Here is a 17,787-nt window from a genome sequence, read left to right on the forward strand (position 1 = left end):
CGCGGATCAGGAAGAAAAGATTTCCGTGTAACGACGAATCCATTGGTCATGCACGGTCGCCAGGAAGGCGTTGTCATGCATGATCGCCTTCTCGGAGATCTGTTCAGGCGTGAGGATGTACGGGCTCTTGCGCGCTTCGGCGGAGATGATCGCCTTGGCGTTGACCGGGCCGTTGAAGATGTCTTCAGCCATCTTGCCCTGCACCAGCGGATCCAGGGAGTGGTTGATGAAGGCATAGGCCAGATCGGTGTCGCCCGGACGGTTCTTCGGCATCACCGAGAGCATCAGGTCGGTGTAGAAACCTTCCTTCATGCCGAAAGTGGCGCCCAGGCCGTAGTTCGGGTCGCGAATCTGTTTGGGGAAGAAGGCCGGTGCGTACAGGCCGCCCATGTCCAGCGAACCGGTGCGGAACAGCTCGGCGATCTGGTTCGGGTTTTCGCCCAGGGTGACCACGCGGTCCTTGAGCTCGGCGAGCTTCTTGAAGCCCGGCTCGATGTTGTGCTCGTCACCACCGGCCAGCTTGGCGGCGATGATGATCAGGTCCATGGCCTCGGTCCAGTTCGGCGGCGGCAGGAAGATGTTCGGCGAAAGCTCGGCGTCCCACAGGGCGGCGTAGCTGTCCGGCGCTTCCTTGATGGTGCGGGTGCTGTAGACCAGGCTGTTGCACCAGAGCAGGTAACCGATACCGTGGCCATTGGCGCCGGTGCGGTACTTCTCCGGAACGTCGACCAGGTTGGGAATGCGGTTGAGGTCAGGCTTTTCCAGCAGGTTGGCGGCGGCCAGACCTTCGGCGCCGACACCGGCCAGGGTGATGATGTCGTACTGCGGACGATCACCGCCGGCCTTGAGTTTGGCGACCATTTCCGAGGTACTGCCGGTGCGGTCGGCTACGACCTTGCAGCCATACTTGTCTTCGAAGGTCGCGGCGATGTTGCGCAGTGCGGCCAGGCCCGTGTCATCGGACCAGGTCAGCAAACGCAGGGTCTTGCCGGCAAAGCGGGTATCGCTGGCGCTGGCCTTGATGAACGGCATGCTCATGGCGGCCGCGGCAACCGAGGCGACGCCTACGGTTTTGATGAATTGACGTCTGTTCAGATCGTGCTCGCCCATTACGGACTCCCATTATTTTTGTAAGTATGAGACTGGTAGCAACCGTGCATCTGTGCGTCGGGTCAGCCTTTTCGGCCCCTGTTCATGGGGGTTTTGGCTGAGCCGACGGGTTCATCCTGAGGTCGTGCAAAACACCTGACTATCGATAAAAACTCATTGGAGCCATGACTACAGTGCATACCTGTGGGAGCGAGCCTGCTCGCGATGAACCTGAGAACACCACGGGGTGTCAGGCACCCAGCGTCATCGTTGACGTCCGTCGCGAGCAGGCTCGCTCCCACAGGTTGAAGTAGTGAGAGGCGCCGTCAGACGGCGCGCACCACGTGCTTGATCTCCTGGAACGCCTGCAAGCCCCACGGCCCCAATTCGCGGCCGATGCTGCTTTGCTTGTAACCACCCCAGGCGGTCTGCGGGAAGATCACCTGCGGTGCGTTGATCCACACCAGGCCCGCCTGCAAGGCGTTGGCGACGCGATCGGCCGTCTCTGCATTGCCGCTGACCACACTGGCGACCAGACCGAACTGGCTGTCGTTGGCCAGGGCAATCGCCTCGGCTTCGGAGCTGAAACGGCGCACGCAAATCACCGGGCCGAAGATCTCTTCACACCACAGCGCACTGTCCAGAGGCACGTCGGTGAAGACCGTCGGCTGCAGGAAATAGCCGCGCGGCAGATCCACGGGACGGTTGCCGCCGCACACCAGTTTCGCGCCGGCACTCAGGCCGCGATCGATGTGACCGAGCACGCGCTGGTACTGCGCCTGGTTCACCAGCGCGCCCATCTCCACGTTCGGATCGAACGGGTCGGCCACGCGAATGGCTTCGGCGCGGGCTTTCAGACGGGTCATGAATTCATCGGCCAGCTCATCGGCAACCAGCACACGGCTGGTGGCGGAACACATCTGCCCGGCGTTGAAGAAACCGCCACCGCAGGCCACTTCCACCGCCAGTTCGATGTCGGCATCGGCCAGCACCAGCAGCGAGGATTTGCCGCCCAGTTCCAGGCTCACGCCCTTGACCGATTCCGCTGCGCGCTGCATGACCTGCACGCCCACCGCATTGCTGCCGGTGAAGGAAATCTTGGCCAGGCGCGGGTCCGCCGACAGCGGCGCGCCCACGGCCAGACCAGTGCCGCAGACCAGGTTGAAGACACCGGCCGGCAAGCCGGCTTGCGCGATGATCGTTGCCAGTTCCAGTTCCGGCAGCGGCGTCACTTCCGACGGTTTGAGCACCACGCAGCAGCCGGCGGCGAGGGCCGGGGCGAGTTTCCAGGCGGTGGTGACCATCGGGAAATTCCACGGCACGATCAGGCCGACCACACCGCAGGGCTCGCGGCGCAGGCGGGCGCTGAAGTCATCGCTGGGCAGTTCGACGTTGCTGTCCTGTTTCGCATCCAGCCCTTCGGCCAGACCTGCGTAGTACTCGAAGGTGGCGATCACGTCATCGACGTCGATGGCCGCTTCGAATTGCGGCTTGCCGTTGTTGCACGACTGCAGGTGCATCAACTGTTCGCGATTGGCCGCAACGCCCGCGGCGATCTTGCGCAGGATCGCGCCGCGCTCGGCACCGCTGGTTTTCGACCAGCCGGCGAAAGCCCGGGTCGCCGCGCTGACGGCCTGCTCGACCGCGTGTTCATCACCGCCGACGACGGTGGTCAACAGCGCTTCGGTGGCCGGGTTGATCACCCGCAGGTGTTCGCTGCCAGCGGACCATTTGCCGTCGATGTACAGGCCATCCAGCGTGGTCGGAAAACTCATTTCGACACCGCCTGGGTCCAGGTCGCCTGGTCGATTTCGATCAGGGTCGGGCCCTGGCGATCGGTGGCGGCACGCAGGGCGCCGCGCAACGTGTCGACGTTGCCGACGGCTTCGGCCGCACAGCCCAGGGCCTTGGCCACACCGATGAAGTCCGGGGTGTAGATGTCGACGCCCACCGGCTCGATGGCGCGGTTGACCATGTATTTCTTGATCTCTTCGTAGCCCTGGTTATTCCACAGCAGGACGATCACCGGGGTGCGCGCTTCGACGGCGCTGGCCAGTTCCGGCAGGGTGAATTGCAGGCCGCCGTCACCGATCAGGCAGACCACCGGTGGACGCGCGCCGTTTTCAACGCTGCCACCGAGCCAGGCGCCGATCGCCGCCGGCAAGGCGTAACCCAGGGTGCCGTAGCCGGTGGACGAGTTGAACCAGCGACGCGGACGCTCCGGGTTGAAGGTCAGGTTGCCGGTGTACACCGGTTGAGTCGAATCGCCGACAAAGACTGCGTCCGGCAATTCGTGCAGGACGGTTTCCAGGAAACGGGTCTGGGCCAGGGTCGGCGCATCCCAGTTGGCGGCCAGCTCTTCACGCAGACGGGCGGCGCGTACCTGGCCCCAATCGTTGCGGCGCTCGGCCAGGGATTTGTGCGACAAGGCGCTGAGCAAGGCCTGGGCGGCGTTGCGCGAATCGGCGACCAGGGCCACGTGCGGCGGGTAGTTGCGCACGGTCTGGTCCGGGTCGATGTCGATGCGCAGCAGCTTGCCGGGAATCTCGAAACCACCGGCGAAGGTCACGTCGTAATCGGTCTCGGCCAGCTCGGTGCCGATGGCCAGGACCACGTCGGCTTCGGCCACCAGCGCACGGGTCGCCACCAGGCTCTGGGTGGAGCCGATCAGCAGCGGGTGAGCGGATTCGAGCATGCCCTTGGCATTGATGGTCAGGGCCACCGGGGCGTCCAGCAGTTCGGCCAGTTCGGTCAGCTCGGCGGCGGCATCGATGGCACCGCCACCAGCCAGAATCAGCGGACGCTGGGCGCCGGCCAGCAGCTCGGTCATGCGGCTCACGGCGGATGGCGCGGCACCGGCGCGGTCGATGTTGACCGGCAGGCTGGCCAGCAGGTCGTCGGCTTCTTCCACCAGCACGTCCAGTGGAATCTCGATGTGCACCGGGCGCGGACGACCGGCCTGGAACAGGGCGAAGGCGCGGGCCAGAACGCCTGGCAGTTCCGAGGCTGACATCAGGGTGTGAGAGAAGGCTGCGACACCGGCACACAGTGCGCTCTGGTTCGGCAGTTCATGCAACTTGCCGCGACCGCCGCCCAGCTGATTGCGCGTCTGCACGCTGGAGATCACCAGCATCGGAATCGAGTCAGCGTAGGCCTGGCCCATCGCCGTGGTGATGTTGGTCATGCCGGGACCGGTGATGATGAAGCACACACCTGGCTTGCCGCTGGTACGGGCGTAGCCGTCGGCCATGAAGCCGGCGCCCTGCTCGTGACGCGGGGTGACGTGGTTGATGCTCGAACGGGCCAGCCCGCGGTACAGCTCGACGGTATGCACACCCGGAATGCCGAACACCTGCTCGACTCCGTAACCTTCGAGTAACTTGACCAATACTTCGCCGCACGTCGCCATCTGTATGCCCTTCTTGTTCGTTTGAGACGCCGGGCCTGCGCTGTGTTTATGATGAATTCGCAGGTCCAGGGATGGCCTCATTGAACGGGCGACACGTAGCCCTAACAATGGATAAAAAGTCATACTAGCCATGTCCTCACGTCATACCTTGGATCCCAATGAAACGACTGCCTCCCCTGCCGGCGCTGCACACCTTCCTGATTACCGCGCAGTGCTGCAATTTCACCCGGGCCGCCGAACAGCTGCATATCACCCAGGGCGCAGTGAGCCGACAGATCGCCGGGCTGGAAGACTTTCTCGGTTATGAATTGTTCGTTCGTCAGGCCCGTGGACTGGACCTGACCGCCGAAGGCAAGGATTGGCTGCCGCGGGTGCAGCAGATTTTCGGCCTGATCGACGAGGCCGTGGAACAGGTCGGCGAGAAGCGCGAAACCCTGCAACTCAAGGCCCCGACCTGCGTCATGCGTTGGCTGCTGCCGCGCTTGCTGCAATGGCAAAAGGAGAGGCCGGACGTGCCGGTGGAATTGACCACCACGGTCAAGCACGGTGTCGATTTTCATCGCGAGCAATTCGATGCGGCGGTGATGTATGGCGCCCCGCCCGACAGCGCACTGGAGTCGCAACTGCTGTTCGATGAGCAACTGACACCGGTGTGCTCGCGGCCGATGCTCGAAGGATCGATCGCGTTACAGACACCGACGGACCTGCAACAACACCTGCTGCTGCACCCCACCCGCGATGAACGGGACTGGAAGGCCTGGCTCAAGGCGGCGGATGTGCACCTGACCAACGTCAGCAAGGGCCAGCATTTCGAAACCCTGGACCTGGCCATGTCGATGGCGTCCCAGGGCACCGGCGTGGCGATTGGCGACTGGTCGCTGATCGGCGATGACCTGAGTGCCGGACGGCTGGTCATGCCCTTCGAGTTGAAGGTGAAGACCGGGTTGGCGTACTACCTGGTCTTCCCGGAAAAACCCGCGCCTTCGCCGAAGTTGCGGGAATTGATGGGGTGGTTGGTGGAGCAGGCGCAGAGCCGGTGAACCGCAAAAATCCGGGTGTTAATACCCCCTGTGGGAGCGAGCTTGCTCGCGATGGCGATGTGTCAGTCGACTTCAATGTTCAATGAAGGACCGCTATCGCGAGCAAGCTCGCTCCCACAGGTGATCCGGGTACTCAGTAACCGACTGTGAACCGTAGTTTTGAATGCTTCGGCGCTTCGATTTCATCCAGTATCGCAATCGCATAATCGGCAAACGTGATCCAGCTGCGCCCTTCCCCGCTCACCAGCAAATCATCCTTGCCGATGCGGAACGAACCGGTGCGCTCGCCTTCGACAAACTCCACCGACGGCGACAGGAAGGTCCAGTCCAGATCCTGTTCCTGACGCAGTTGTGCAAGGAACTCGGCACCCGCGCCAGCCTCTGCCTTGTACTCCGCGGGGAAGCCTGCGCTGTCGATCACCCGGGTGCCGTCGGGCAGCAACAGCGAACCGGCACCACCCACCACCAGCAGGCGCTTGACCCCGGCCGCCTTCACCGGCCCGATGACGGCGCTGGCCGGCAATGTCGCGAAATGCGCCGCACTGATGACCACGTCATGCCCGGCGATTGCCGCCTGCAACGCCGCGCCATCCAAAGCATCGACCGCCTTGCTGACCACGCCTACACGCTGGCCGATTTTCGAAGGATCGCGGGCGATGGCGGTGACGCTATGACCGCGACGCAGGGCCTCTTCCAACAGTTGGCTGCCGGCACGACCGGTGGCACCGATGATTGCGATTTTGCTCATGACGTTCTCCAGTTGGCTTGATAGGTCTTGCTGCAAGACTGCTTTTTGTAGGAGCTGCCGAAGGCTGCGATCTTTTGACGTTGGTTGTTCAAAGGAAGATCAAAAGATCGCAGCCTTCGGCAGCTCCTACAGGGGTACGAGTTTTTAGTGGGTCACCACTTCATCTCGCCCTTGGCGACTTTGGCGCTCAGCTCCAGGGAGCTTTCTTCGCCTAGGGTCGGGAAGCGTTTTTTCATCGCGGCGATCATCGCAGTGGAGTCCTTGGCCTTGGCGGTTTCTTCGTCGAAGGCCTTGATGTAGTCGGCAGTGAACTGCACGGCAGCCAGGGATCGCTCACTCTCGCCAAGGTAATGGCCGGGCACGATGGTTTTCGGTTTCAGGGTTTCGATAGCGTGCAGCGTAGCCAACCAATCGGCATGGGACTGGGGCGTCTGGGTGTCGGCCATCCATACGTGAATGTTTTCGGCCACGACCACGCCACCGACCACGGCCTTGATCGACGGAATCCATACAAAACTGCGATCAGGTTGTTTGCCGTCCAAGCCGACGACCTGCAGTTTCTGCCCTTCAAGCATCAGGCTGTCGCCCTTGAGCACCTCAGGCACGATGGTTTTGGCCGGCGCATCGGCACCCAGCTTCGGCCCCCAGAACGCGAGTTTGCCGGCCACGGTCTGCTTGATGTGATCGACTGTCGGCTGCGAAGCGAGCACCTTGGCCTTGGGAAATGCAGCGGTCAGCGTGTCGAGCCCGAAGTAGTAATCCGGGTCACCGTGGCTGATGTAGATGGTGGTCAGTTGCTTGCCGCTGGCGCGGATTTTCTCCACCACTTGCTCGGCTTGGGATTTGCCGAATTGCGCGTCCACCAGGATCGCGTCTTTTTCACCGCTGACCAGCACCGAGGTCACCGGGAAGATCGCCTTTTCGCCGGGGTTGTAGACATCCAGCGTCAGTGTCGATGCGCTGGCGTGGGTGGCGAAGCCGAGGGCGGTGGTCAGCAGAATGCGTTTGAGAGAGGTGAAGCCGATCATTAGTTGTACCGTTTCCGAATGCCGTGTTTGGCGATGTGACAGAGCTTAGTTGCCTGACTCAGTACAAAAAATGCGATGCTGGGACACAGTTTGTTTCTGAAATCGGGCAAATCATGGATCGTCTACAAGCAATGCGGGTGTTCGTCACGGTGATGGATCTGGGTAGCCAGTCGGCTGCTGCTGATCACCTGGAACTGTCTCGGCCGGTGGTTTCACGCTATCTGGCGGAACTGGAGGATTGGGTCGGCGCGCGGCTGATGCACCGCACCACTCGCAAGCTGAGCCTGACCGCCGCGGGCAGTGAAACCCTGCCCCGGTGCCGGCAAATGCTCGAGCTGTGCAACGACTTGCAGGCTGCCGTCAGCGAGCCCGACGACGCACCGCGCGGCCTGCTGCGCATCAGCGTCAGCACCTCGTTCGGCCAGGCGCAACTGGCCGACGCCGTGGCGGCCTACGTCAAGCGCTACCCCGGCGTCAGCATTGATTTGCAGATGCTCGATCGCACGGTGAACCTGGTGGACGAGCGCATCGACCTGGCGATTCGCACCAGCAGCGATCTGGACCCCAACCTGATCGCTAGGCGCCTGACCGTCTGTCGTTCGGTGATCTGCGCCTCCCCCGCCTACCTGCGCGAACACCCGGCGCCGCAGAGGGTCGAGGACCTGAGCCGGCACAACTGCCTGACGCACTCCTATTTCGGCAAGAGCCTGTGGCATTTCGAACAGGAGGGCGAACCGGTCTCGGTACCGGTGCAAGGGAACATCAGCGCCAATGAAGCCAGCACCCTGCTGCGCGCGGCGATCGCCGGGGCCGGCGTGGCGATGCTGCCCACTTATCAGGCCGGGTTGCATATCCACAGCGGTGAGCTGGTGCGCCTGCTGCCTGGGGCCGAGCCGCGACAGATGCAAGTGTACGCGGTGTATGCCTCACGCAAGCACATGCCGGCGGCGTTGCGCAGCCTGGTGGATTTTCTGGTGCAGCGGTTTCCCGAGAAACCTGCGTGGGATATCGGGCTTTGAAAAGCAAAAGATCGCAGCCTGCGGCAGCTCCTACAAGGGGACGCGTTCCCCTGTAGGAGCTGCCGCAGGCTGCGATCTTTTGATCTTGTTCTATGCTCAAGGTAATACCCAAGGGTATTCGTTCAGAGGTCTACGCCATGAACATCAGAACAAGAAGGTACCTCGCCATTTTCATCACCTGTGCGGTCACGCTCGGGCTTTATGGCGCGGCAGCCTGGCGCGTCGAGCAGTTGCGCAACCTGCCCCGTGACTACGCCAGCTGCAATTTCGAGCGTTGCATTCCCCACAACGCCACCCTCAACGCCCTGCGCTGAACGATCTTTCGAAGATCGGTTCAGCTGGGGTTGTCCTGATCGGCCTTCAAGCGGTCGCGAAACGCTTTGGGCGAGATGCCGACCCGACGCCGGAACAGGCGCGTGAAGTTGGTCGGATCGGAAAAGCCCAACAGGTCGGACATTTCATAGATCGTCATGCTGGTGTAGGTCAGCAGGCGCTTGGCCTCCAGCAATTGCCGCTCGTGCATGATCTGCAACGCCGGCTGCCCCGCCAGTTCGCGACACGTGCCATTGAGGTGCGACACGGAAATGCCCAGGCGATGGGCCAGGTCCTCGACCTTGACGTGCTGCCGGTAAGTCTCTTCCACCAGCTGAATGAACCCGTTGAGGTATTCCCTCGCCCGCTGCGGTCGTTGGCTGGCGTTATGGCGCTGGATCACCTGGCGGCTGACCCAGACCATGATCACGCTGACCAGCGAATGCATGAGCATGTCCCGCGCCGGCTGGTGGCTGGTGTACTCGGTTTGCAGGGCGGCGAACAGGCTGTTGAGGTAGTCGGCGTCCTGCCCTGCCGGGTAGCTCTCGGCGTGGGCCAGCGCATTCACCGAATGCCCCAGTTGCGCCTGCAGATGGGTGATCAGGGGCGCGGCCAGGGTCACCACGAAACCTTCGACGTCCTCTGAAAAACGGAATCCGTGCACCGACAGCGGTGGCAGGATCTGGATCGCCGGTTGCGTCAGTTGCGTACGTTTGCCTTCGATTTCAAGCTCTGCCTGACCTTTGAATACGAAGAGCAACTGGCACAAATCGGCGTGGCGGTGGGGTTTGATTTCCCATTGATGTTCGCGGCTGCGTTTGGAGATGGTTTCACAGTGCAGCAAGTCCGGGGTCGGCCAATCCAGGCTTTCACCGTAGAGCTTGAACACTGGAATCGAAGGCAGGTCAGGCTTGTTCATCACTTCAATCCAGGCCTCGGAGTTGATGACGGGCGATAATCGCACCGATTGGCAGAATGTACAGGTATCGGCTCAGTTTTCACCTTCAATTGACAGACTCGCAAGTGAAAAATGCAAGCACTCGGTCCACAAAAAACACTCACCGACCCAGGTCGTGTAAAGCTTGCGAGACATAAAAATAATGAAAACGCTGAAAACCCAAGTTGCCATTATCGGCGCCGGTCCATCCGGTCTTCTGCTCGGTCAGTTACTGCACAACGCCGGCATCGACACCCTGATCCTCGAACGCCAGACACCCGAATATGTACTCGGTCGCATCCGTGCCGGGGTCCTCGAACAAGGCATGGTAGAGCTGTTGCGCCAGGCCGGTGTGAGCCAGCGCATGGACGCCGAAGGACTGGTCCACGGCGGCTTCGAACTGGCCCTCGATGGTCGTCGCGTACACATCGATCTGCAAGCACTCACCGACGGCAGGACCGTGATGATCTACGGTCAGACCGAAGTCACCCGCGACCTGATGGCCGCTCGTCGGGAGGCCGGCGCGACGACGATTTACCAGGCCGCCAACGTCGTGCCCCATGGCATGAAAACCGAAGAACCTTTCGTGACCTTCGAGCAGGATGGCGAGCTGTATCGCCTGGACTGTGACTACATCGCCGGCTGCGACGGTTTCCACGGCGTGGCGCGACAGTCGATTCCCGCCGAGTGCCTGAAAGTCTTCGAGCGGGTCTACCCGTTTGGCTGGCTGGGGATTCTGGCTGACACACCGCCGGTCCACGACGAACTGGTCTACGCCCGCCACGAACGGGGTTTCGCCCTGTGCAGCATGCGTTCGGCCACGCGCACCCGTTACTACCTGCAGGTCCCTGCCGAGGAGAAGGCCGAAGACTGGTCCGATCAGCGCTTCTGGGAGGAACTCAAGACCCGCCTGCCGCAACCGCTGGCGGACAATCTGGTGACCGGACCGTCCATCGAAAAAAGCATCGCGCCGTTGCGCAGTTTCGTGGTCGAGCCCATGCAGTACGGGCGCATGTTCCTGGTTGGCGATGCCGCGCACATCGTTCCGCCCACCGGCGCCAAGGGCCTGAACCTGGCGGCGAGCGATGTCAGCACGCTGTTCAATATCCTGCTGAAGGTTTACCGCGAAGATCGCGTCGATCTGCTGGAAAAGTACTCGCATATCTGCCTGCGCCGAGTGTGGAAGGCCGAGCGGTTTTCCTGGTGGATGACCTCGATGTTGCACCGCTTCGACGAGCACGATGCCTTCAGCCAGCGCATCGCCGAGTCGGAACTGGATTACTTCATCGACTCCGAAGCCGGTCGAAAAACTATTGCAGAAAATTACGTCGGGCTTCCTTATGAGGCTATCGAATAGCCTGCTACCGACTTACACTGGCGAGCATCCCCGCTCGCCCGTGCCCCGTGCGGGACTTTCACTGCCCGCAGGTTCTCCCGTGACCAATCTTAACCACCCCGAAACGCCCAAGCCCGCCATCCGCAGTGTGTTGATCGCACTGATGATGGCGATTTTCCTCGGCGCCCTGGACCAGACCATCGTCGCCGTGTCGATGCCGGCCATTTCCGCGCAGTTCAAGGATGTCAGCCTGCTGGCCTGGGTGATTTCCGGCTACATGGTGGCGATGACGGTGGCGGTGCCGATCTACGGCAAGTTGGGCGACCTGTACGGGCGGCGCAAGTTGATGCTGTTCGGCATGGGCCTGTTCACCCTCGCCTCGCTGTTCTGCGGCATGGCCCAGAGCATGGAACAGCTGGTGCTGGCGCGGATTTTCCAGGGCATCGGCGCCGGCGGGATGATTTCCGTCAGCCAGGCGATCATCGGCGATATCGTGCCGCCGCGGGAACGCGGTCGCTATCAGGGATATTTCAGCAGCATGTACGCGGCGGCCAGCGTGGCCGGTCCGGTTCTGGGCGGTTACATGACCGAGTACCTGTCATGGCGCTGGGTGTTCCTGATCAACCTGCCGCTGGGGCTCGGCGCCTATTGGGTGGCTCGGCGCAACCTGGTGGGCCTGCCGATTCCCCAGCGCAAACCGATCATCGATTACCTTGGCACCTTGCTGATGATCGTTGGCCTGACGGCACTGTTGCTGGGGATCACCGAGGTCGGCCAGGGGTATTCATGGGCCAGCCGTGAAGTGTTGGGTCTGTTTGCCTGTGCGGTGGTGGTGCTGGCGCTGTTCGTCTGGCACGAGCGCCACGCCCGGGAGCCGTTGCTGCCCATGCACCTGTTCGCCAACAGCAATGCACTGCTGTGCTGGTGCACGATTTTCATCACCAGTTTCCAGGCGATTTCCCTCACGGTGCTGATGCCGTTGCGCTTTCAGAGCGTGACCGGCGCCGGTGCCGACAGTGCCGCGCTGCATCTGCTGCCGCTGGCGATGGGCTTGCCGATCGGTGCGTATTTCGCCGGCCGTCGCACATCGGTCACCGGTCGCTATAAGCCGCAGATTCTCACGGGCGCCCTGCTGATGCCGCTGTCGATCCTCGGCATGGCCTTCAGCCCGCCCCAGGCCCTGTTGTTGAGCAGCCTGTTCATGTTGCTCAGTGGTATTGCCTCGGGCATGCAATTCCCGACATCGCTGGTGGGTGCGCAGAATTCCGTGGATCAACGGGACATCGGTGTCGCGACCAGCACCACCAACCTGTTCCGCTCCCTGGGCGGCGCGGTGGGCGTGGCGCTGATGTCGGCGCTGTTGCTGGCGCTGTTGCAGGATTCGAGCTTCGCCCACCTGACCGGCTCGGCGCTGGTCGGCGAAGGGCACTCGGGCAATGTCCTGCTGGACGGCCTGAACGCGGCGCCAGGGGATGCGCAGGATGCCTTGCGCGGTGAACTGCTGCTGACTTTCCGGCATTTGCTGATGGTCAGTGCCGGGGTGGCGTTGCTGGGGTTGGCGGCGGCGGTGGCGATGCCGAACAGGGTGTTGCGGGGGCGAGAAGACAAGGTTCGATAGTTAAAACGAGTCGCCTGCATTCGCGAGCAAGCCCGCTCCCACATTTGACCGCGTTCTTACATGCAAACGCAGTCGAAGGTGGGAGCGGGCTTGCTCGCGAAAGCGATTGATAGCAGGTCAGCCTACTGCCGGGCGCGCAGCTGCTGCTGCAGATTCTGAATCTGTGCCTGAAGGGTGTTGATGTTGCGGGTCACCTGGCCGCGGAAAGCATCGAACTCCGCTGTGTTGGTCGAACCCTGAGGCGTCGCCGGGCGGTTGTCCTGCTCGCTCTTGAGCACCACGATTTCCTGCTCCAGGCGCTCGATGGCCGCGCTCGGATTACCCTGCTTTTTCAAAGCCGTGATATCCGCGCCAAGGCTCTTGAGCTGGGCATCGAATTTATCGGTCTCCGCCGGGGCATTTTTCAGTGCGGTCAGTTCGCTGGTCACGGTTTTGAGCTGAGCCTGCAATTGCGCGTTGGCGGCCTGCTGCTCGGCGTTCTGCGCGGCAGCCTGGGCCAGGCGCTTGTCCAGCTCACCGGTCTGCGCGCTCATCTGCGCCAGTCGCTTGTCCAGATCCGAAGCCTGACCGGCCACACCCTGTTGCTGCTGACCCTGATCGCGCAGTCGGGTTTCCAGCTGTTTGATCTGCAGCTTGAACGCTTCGCTGTCGGTGGTGACGTTGGTCTGGCTGGCGACCACCTTGCCGGAAATGTCCTGCAAGCGCCCCGCCGCTTCCTCGCTGATCCGCGCGAAACTTTCCTGGGTCGCGACCAGTTGCTGCTCCATCAGCGAAATCTGTTGAAAGCTCCACCAGGCCAGGCCCGCAAAGGCAAAGAACAAAGCGCCGACCAGCGCCCACAGCGGCCCGGTGCTCGCGCCCTTGGCCTTTACGACCGGTGCCGGCCGTGAGTGCACGGAATTGCGTGCGGTGACCGGATAATCATCATCGTCATCGAGGCTGTCGGCACGCAGGCTCGGTACATCGAAGTCGTCGTTGGCATCATTACGCATGGCTATTGAGTCAACCTTTATGAATCGGTGATGGCGTTGTGATGTGAGTATACCCCGCAACCGCCGCAACGATTGACCCTCAACCCCCAAGTCGGTTCAGTGTCGGGCCGATCAGCGGAGCGCCTGGGCTTTCCACCAGGCGCAGAACTCGTCCAGGGCAGTCCACAGGCTGACCTTCGGGTCGTAGTCCAGATAATGCCGGGCGCGGCTGATGTCGAGGGTGAAATTTTTGTTCATCACCTGCATGCCCAGGCGCGACAGCGTCGGCTCCGGGCGCCCCGGCCACAGCTTGCAGGCGCCTTCATTGAGCGCCGCAACCGAGTAGGCCAGGCCGTAGGAGCGGTAGCGCGTGACCTGCGGCACCTCCATGGCGCGCATCACGTAATTGACCACGTCCCACAGCGGAATCGGCGTGCCATTGCTGATGTTGTAGGCGCGGCCCAGGGCCGAGCCGCTGGCCAGCAGGCTGCTGAGCAAGGCTTCGTTGAGGTTTTGCACGCTGGTGAAATCGACCTTGTTCAGGCCGTTGCCGACGATCGACAGACGCCCTTTGCGCTGCATCTTCAGCAAGCGCGGAAAGATGCTCATGTCGCCGGCGCCGGTGACGAAGCGCGGACGCAGGGCGAGGGTCTCCAGTCCGAATTCCTGGGCACCGAAGACCTTCTGCTCGGCCAGGTATTTGGTCGCGGCATAGGGATGCTTGAAGCGCTTGGGCACCTGTTCTTCGGTCAGGCCCAGATGGTCGCGACCGTCGAAATAGATCGACGGAGAGGACAGATGCACCAGCCGCCGGACCCGCTGCTTCAGGCAGGCTTCGACCACGTTTTCGGTGACCTCGACATTGCTCTGGTGGAAATCCTGATAACGCCCCCACACCCCCACGGCACCTGCGCAATGCACCACGGCCTCGACGTCGGCACACAACTCGCGGGTGAATTGCGGATCGCTCAGGTCGCCCTGAACGAAATCGGCGCCACGGCGCACCAGATGCTCCACCGCTTCGGCCCGGCGCCCGTTGACCCGCACATCCAGCCCCTGCTCCAGGGCGAAACGCGCAAAGCGTCCGCCGATGAAGCCGCTTGCGCCGGTGACCAGAATTTTCATGGACGATTCCTTGGAATACGGAAACAGCTACAAGCTGCAGATTGAATAATGATGCGCAGGCCTTCACTTGCCGCTTGCAGCTTGACGCTCACAGCTGCCCATAGGGCACCAATAGGAAATAGCTGCAAGCTTTCAGCTTCAAGCTGCAAGTTAGAACATATGCGCAGGCCTTCACTTGCAGCTTGAGGCATGAGGCTTGAGGCTTAAAGCTGCCCTAGTGGCACCAACCATTGCTTCGTCGCACGCAGCAATTGATCGGTGAGTGACCCGAGCAACTGCCCGCCATTACGCCAATGATGCCAGTACAGCGGCACATCGATCGGTTTATCTGGCAAAAGCTCGCGCAAGGTGCCGCTTTTCAGCTGGTCGCGAACCTGCAATTCGGGCACCAGACCCCAGCCGAGTCCGGCTTCGGCCAGGCGCAAAAAGCCTTCCGACGAGGGACACAAATGGTGTTCGAAGCCGCCGTCGACGCCGAGGGAGGCCAGGTAGCGATGCTGTAGAAAATCATCCGGGCCGTAAACCACTGCCGGTGTTCGCGCCAACTGATCGGCCCGCACGCCATCGGGGAAATGCCGCTCGATAAAGGCCGGGCTGGCCAGTGCACGGTAACGCATCGCCCCCAGCAATACACTGCGCGCGCCGGCCACCGGGCGCTCGCTGGCACACAGGCACGCGGCCACTTCGCCGGCGCGCATGCGTTTGAGGCCAACGGTCTGGTCTTCCACGACCAGGTCCAGCAACACATGCTGATCGGCGCAAAAGTCGCCCATGGCTTGCGCCCACCAGGTCGCCAGGCTGTCGGCGTTCAGCGCGATGCGCAAGCGATCCGGCAGCCCCTCTTCATCCAGCGCCGGCACCAGGCTTTGCAGATCCCGTTCGAGCAGGCGCACCTGCTGCACATGGTTGAGCAGACGCCGGCCGATTTCCGTCGGCGACGGCGGCGTGCCCCGCACCAGCACCGGTTGCCCGACCCGCGCTTCGAGCAATTTGATCCGTTGGGATATCGCCGATTGCGACAACCCCAGCACCTGCGCAGCCCGTTCGAAACCCGCCTGCTCGACCACGGCGGCCAAGGCGGACAGCAATTTATAGTCGAACATCAGTTTTCCTAATGAGCGATCAGCAGTATTGGTTTTTCTTATACAGCCTTGTACCGGAGAATAGCCAGCAAGAACTCTCGAACAGGAAACACCCCCATGGCTGGCGAAACTTCATTGGCAACGCTGCTGCGCAGCATGAGCCCGCAACTCAATGCCGGCGAATACGTGTTCTGCACCTTGTGCGACGGGCAGTTGCCGGCGGGTCTGGAAATCATCGGCAGCTTTCGCGAGCGGGAAGGCCTGACGGTCATTCTCGAACGCTCGCAGGCAGAACAGGCCGGCTTGAGCTTCGACTACGTCGCGGCCTGGATCACCCTGAATGTGCACTCGGCCCTCGAAGCCGTGGGCCTGACCGCCGCATTTGCCACGGCGCTGGGCCAGGCCGGCATCAGTTGCAACGTGATCGCCGGCTACTACCACGATCATCTGTTCGTCGGTCAGGCCGACGCCGAACGCGCCATGGACGTGCTGCGCAACCTGGCAGCGAACGCGGAGTAATCATCATGTGGCAAAGCTATGTAAACGGCCTCCTGGTGGCCTTCGGCCTGATCATGGCGATCGGTACGCAGAACGCCTTCGTGCTGGCGCAAAGCCTGCGCCGTGAACATCACTTGCCGGTGGCGGCACTGTGCGTGATGTGCGATGCGATCCTGGTGGCCGCCGGGGTGTTCGGCCTGGCCACGGTGCTAGCGCAGAATCCGACCCTGCTGGCGGTCGCCCGTTGGGGGGGCGCGGTGTTTTTGATCTGGTACGGCAGCCAGGCGTTGCGCCGGGCCTTTTCCAGGCAAAGCCTGCAACAGGGTGAAAACCAGACGGTGCGGTCCCTGCGGGCGGTGATGCTCAGTGCACTGGCCGTGACCCTGCTCAACCCGCATGTCTATCTGGATACGGTGCTGCTGATCGGCTCTCTCGGGGCGCAACAGTCGGTGCCCGGGGCTTACGTGGTCGGCGCCGCCAGTGCTTCGCTCCTGTGGTTCTTCACCTTGGCACTGGGCGCCGCGTGGCTGGCACCGTGGCTGGCCCGGCCGAGCACCTGGCGCATTCTCGACCTGTTGGTGGCGGTCATGATGTTCGCGGTCGCGTTGCAGCTGATCACGGCGGGCTGATTTATTCCAAACCGCTCTTGATTCCAAAACGGCTCTTTATTCCAAACAGCTCTGGAACCTCTATTCCACACAGTTGTTGCGTGGTTATGCCGCACCCCCGGTGCTATGATCCGACCCTGCGCCGCAAAGAGTACAAAACTCCCCGGCGCTAGTCTGGCCGCCCGTGATCGGCCTTGCGCTCACCGCACCTGACCTGATTAGGAGATCCACCATGGCTTTCGAATTGCCGCCACTGCCTTACGCTCACGATGCACTGCAGCCGCATATTTCCAAGGAAACTCTGGAATTCCACCACGACAAGCACCACAACACCTACGTCGTGAACCTGAACAACCTGGTGCCAGGCACCGAGTTCGAAGGCAAGACCCTGGAAGAAATCGTCAAGACTTCCTCGGGTGGTATCTTCAACAACGCCGCTCAGGTCTGGAACCACACTTTCTACTGGAACTGCCTGGCGCCAAACGCCGGCGGTCAACCAACCGGCGCACTGGCTGAAGCCATCAACGCCGCTTTCGGTTCCTTCGACAAGTTCAAGGAAGAATTCAGCAAGACCTCCATCGGCACCTTCGGCTCCGGCTGGGGCTGGCTGGTGAAGAAAGCTGACGGCTCCCTGGGCCTGGCCAGCACCATCGGCGCCGGCAACCCGCTGACCAACGGCGACACCCCGCTGCTGACCTGCGACGTCTGGGAACACGCCTACTACATCGACTACCGCAACCTGCGTCCAAAATACGTCGAAGCATTCTGGAACCTGGTTAACTGGAAATTCGTGGCTGAGCAGTTCGAAGGCAAAACCTTCACTGCCTAAGCTTGAATGCCAGATGAAAAACCCGGCTTTTATGCCGGGTTTTTTTATTGGGTTGGTGAGGTGCAGCGAAGCAAACCGGAGGCGATGCCCCCGGATGAATGCCGGAGCGAAGGGATCCCGAGCCTTGGCGAGGGACCG

Annotated in this window: 17 protein-coding genes; 8 read left to right on the top strand and 9 right to left on the bottom strand. The window is 62.0% G+C overall.

Features of this window, described 5'->3' with window-relative positions:
* Window positions 1-6: 6 nt before the first annotated feature.
* From HNO86_RS23780 to HNO86_RS23790, 3 genes are all read right to left on the bottom strand, one after another.
* Window positions 7-1,110 (bottom strand): ABC transporter substrate-binding protein, encoded by a 1,104-nt coding sequence (locus tag HNO86_RS23780; protein WP_175379366.1) that lies wholly within the window; start codon window positions 1,108-1,110, stop codon window positions 7-9.
* Between the two features lie 305 nt (window positions 1,111-1,415).
* Window positions 1,416-2,864 (bottom strand): aldehyde dehydrogenase family protein, encoded by a 1,449-nt coding sequence (locus HNO86_RS23785; RefSeq protein ID WP_175379367.1) that lies wholly within the window; start codon window positions 2,862-2,864, stop codon window positions 1,416-1,418.
* Window positions 2,861-4,498: a 5-guanidino-2-oxopentanoate decarboxylase gene (locus HNO86_RS23790; protein ID WP_175379368.1), complete on the bottom strand. Its 1,638-nt coding sequence runs from the start codon at window positions 4,496-4,498 to the stop codon at window positions 2,861-2,863. Before HNO86_RS23790 ends, HNO86_RS23785 begins: the two co-directional genes overlap by 4 nt.
* A 158-nt stretch (window positions 4,499-4,656) precedes the next feature.
* Between HNO86_RS23790 and HNO86_RS23795 the strand changes: the two genes are divergently transcribed.
* On the top strand, window positions 4,657-5,538 hold the full coding sequence (locus tag HNO86_RS23795; protein WP_175379369.1) for a LysR substrate-binding domain-containing protein: 882 nt from the start codon (window positions 4,657-4,659) through the stop codon (window positions 5,536-5,538).
* Between the two features lie 133 nt (window positions 5,539-5,671).
* Here the strand turns inward: HNO86_RS23795 and HNO86_RS23800 are convergent, their stop codons facing one another.
* Together HNO86_RS23800 and HNO86_RS23805 are read right to left on the bottom strand one after the other, a co-directional pair.
* Window positions 5,672-6,286 carry an NAD(P)-dependent oxidoreductase gene (locus HNO86_RS23800; RefSeq protein ID WP_175379370.1) on the bottom strand — a complete coding sequence of 205 codons (615 nt, stop codon included), beginning with the start codon at window positions 6,284-6,286 and terminating at the stop codon, window positions 5,672-5,674.
* Between the two features lie 152 nt (window positions 6,287-6,438).
* On the bottom strand, window positions 6,439-7,314 hold the full coding sequence (locus HNO86_RS23805; RefSeq protein ID WP_175379371.1) for an MBL fold metallo-hydrolase: 876 nt from the start codon (window positions 7,312-7,314) through the stop codon (window positions 6,439-6,441).
* Window positions 7,315-7,427: 113 nt separating this feature from the next.
* Between HNO86_RS23805 and HNO86_RS23810 the strand changes: the two genes are divergently transcribed.
* Window positions 7,428-8,333, top strand: a complete 906-nt coding sequence (locus HNO86_RS23810; RefSeq protein ID WP_218583531.1) for a LysR family transcriptional regulator — start codon at window positions 7,428-7,430, stop codon at window positions 8,331-8,333.
* 137 nt (window positions 8,334-8,470) lie between these two features.
* Window positions 8,471-8,647 carry a hypothetical protein gene (locus HNO86_RS23815; protein ID WP_170948630.1) on the top strand — a complete coding sequence of 59 codons (177 nt, stop codon included), beginning with the start codon at window positions 8,471-8,473 and terminating at the stop codon, window positions 8,645-8,647.
* Window positions 8,648-8,667: 20 nt separating this feature from the next.
* Here HNO86_RS23815 and HNO86_RS23820 read toward each other — a convergent pair whose 3' ends face one another.
* Entirely contained in the window at window positions 8,668-9,564 is an 897-nt protein-coding gene (locus tag HNO86_RS23820; protein ID WP_175379372.1) for a helix-turn-helix domain-containing protein, read from the bottom strand.
* A 190-nt stretch (window positions 9,565-9,754) separates the two neighbouring features.
* Here HNO86_RS23820 and pobA point away from each other — a divergent pair, with 190 nt between their 5' ends.
* Both pobA and HNO86_RS23830 read left to right on the top strand, forming a co-directional pair.
* Window positions 9,755-10,939: a 4-hydroxybenzoate 3-monooxygenase gene (pobA, locus tag HNO86_RS23825; RefSeq protein WP_175379381.1), complete on the top strand. Its 1,185-nt coding sequence runs from the start codon at window positions 9,755-9,757 to the stop codon at window positions 10,937-10,939.
* Window positions 10,940-11,018: 79 nt separating this feature from the next.
* Window positions 11,019-12,536: a DHA2 family efflux MFS transporter permease subunit gene (locus HNO86_RS23830; protein WP_175379373.1), complete on the top strand. Its 1,518-nt coding sequence runs from the start codon at window positions 11,019-11,021 to the stop codon at window positions 12,534-12,536.
* 122 nt (window positions 12,537-12,658) lie between these two features.
* Here HNO86_RS23830 and HNO86_RS23835 read toward each other — a convergent pair whose 3' ends face one another.
* The 3 genes from HNO86_RS23835 to HNO86_RS23845 all read right to left on the bottom strand — a co-directional run bounded on the left by HNO86_RS23835 (window position 12,659) and on the right by HNO86_RS23845 (window position 15,735).
* On the bottom strand, window positions 12,659-13,534 hold the full coding sequence (locus tag HNO86_RS23835; RefSeq protein WP_175379382.1) for an ATPase: 876 nt from the start codon (window positions 13,532-13,534) through the stop codon (window positions 12,659-12,661).
* A gap of 105 nt (window positions 13,535-13,639) precedes the next feature.
* Window positions 13,640-14,632 carry an NAD(P)-dependent oxidoreductase gene (locus tag HNO86_RS23840; RefSeq protein ID WP_175379374.1) on the bottom strand — a complete coding sequence of 331 codons (993 nt, stop codon included), beginning with the start codon at window positions 14,630-14,632 and terminating at the stop codon, window positions 13,640-13,642.
* Between the two features lie 203 nt (window positions 14,633-14,835).
* Window positions 14,836-15,735, bottom strand: coding sequence for a LysR family transcriptional regulator ArgP (locus HNO86_RS23845; protein WP_175379375.1), 900 nt, complete (start codon window positions 15,733-15,735; stop codon window positions 14,836-14,838).
* A gap of 96 nt (window positions 15,736-15,831) precedes the next feature.
* Between HNO86_RS23845 and HNO86_RS23850 the strand changes: the two genes are divergently transcribed.
* The 3 genes from HNO86_RS23850 to HNO86_RS23860 all read left to right on the top strand — a co-directional run bounded on the left by HNO86_RS23850 (window position 15,832) and on the right by HNO86_RS23860 (window position 17,649).
* Window positions 15,832-16,233 (top strand): ACT domain-containing protein, encoded by a 402-nt coding sequence (locus HNO86_RS23850; protein ID WP_175379376.1) that lies wholly within the window; start codon window positions 15,832-15,834, stop codon window positions 16,231-16,233.
* A 5-nt stretch (window positions 16,234-16,238) separates the two neighbouring features.
* Window positions 16,239-16,841, top strand: a complete 603-nt coding sequence (locus HNO86_RS23855) for a LysE/ArgO family amino acid transporter (protein WP_175379377.1) — start codon at window positions 16,239-16,241, stop codon at window positions 16,839-16,841.
* A gap of 211 nt (window positions 16,842-17,052) precedes the next feature.
* Entirely contained in the window at window positions 17,053-17,649 is a 597-nt protein-coding gene (locus HNO86_RS23860; protein ID WP_008052532.1) for a superoxide dismutase, read from the top strand.
* The last annotated feature ends 138 nt before the right edge of the window (window positions 17,650-17,787 follow it).

Source organism: Pseudomonas sp. C1C7, from assembly GCF_013359595.1.
Lineage (GTDB): Bacteria > Pseudomonadota > Gammaproteobacteria > Pseudomonadales > Pseudomonadaceae > Aquipseudomonas.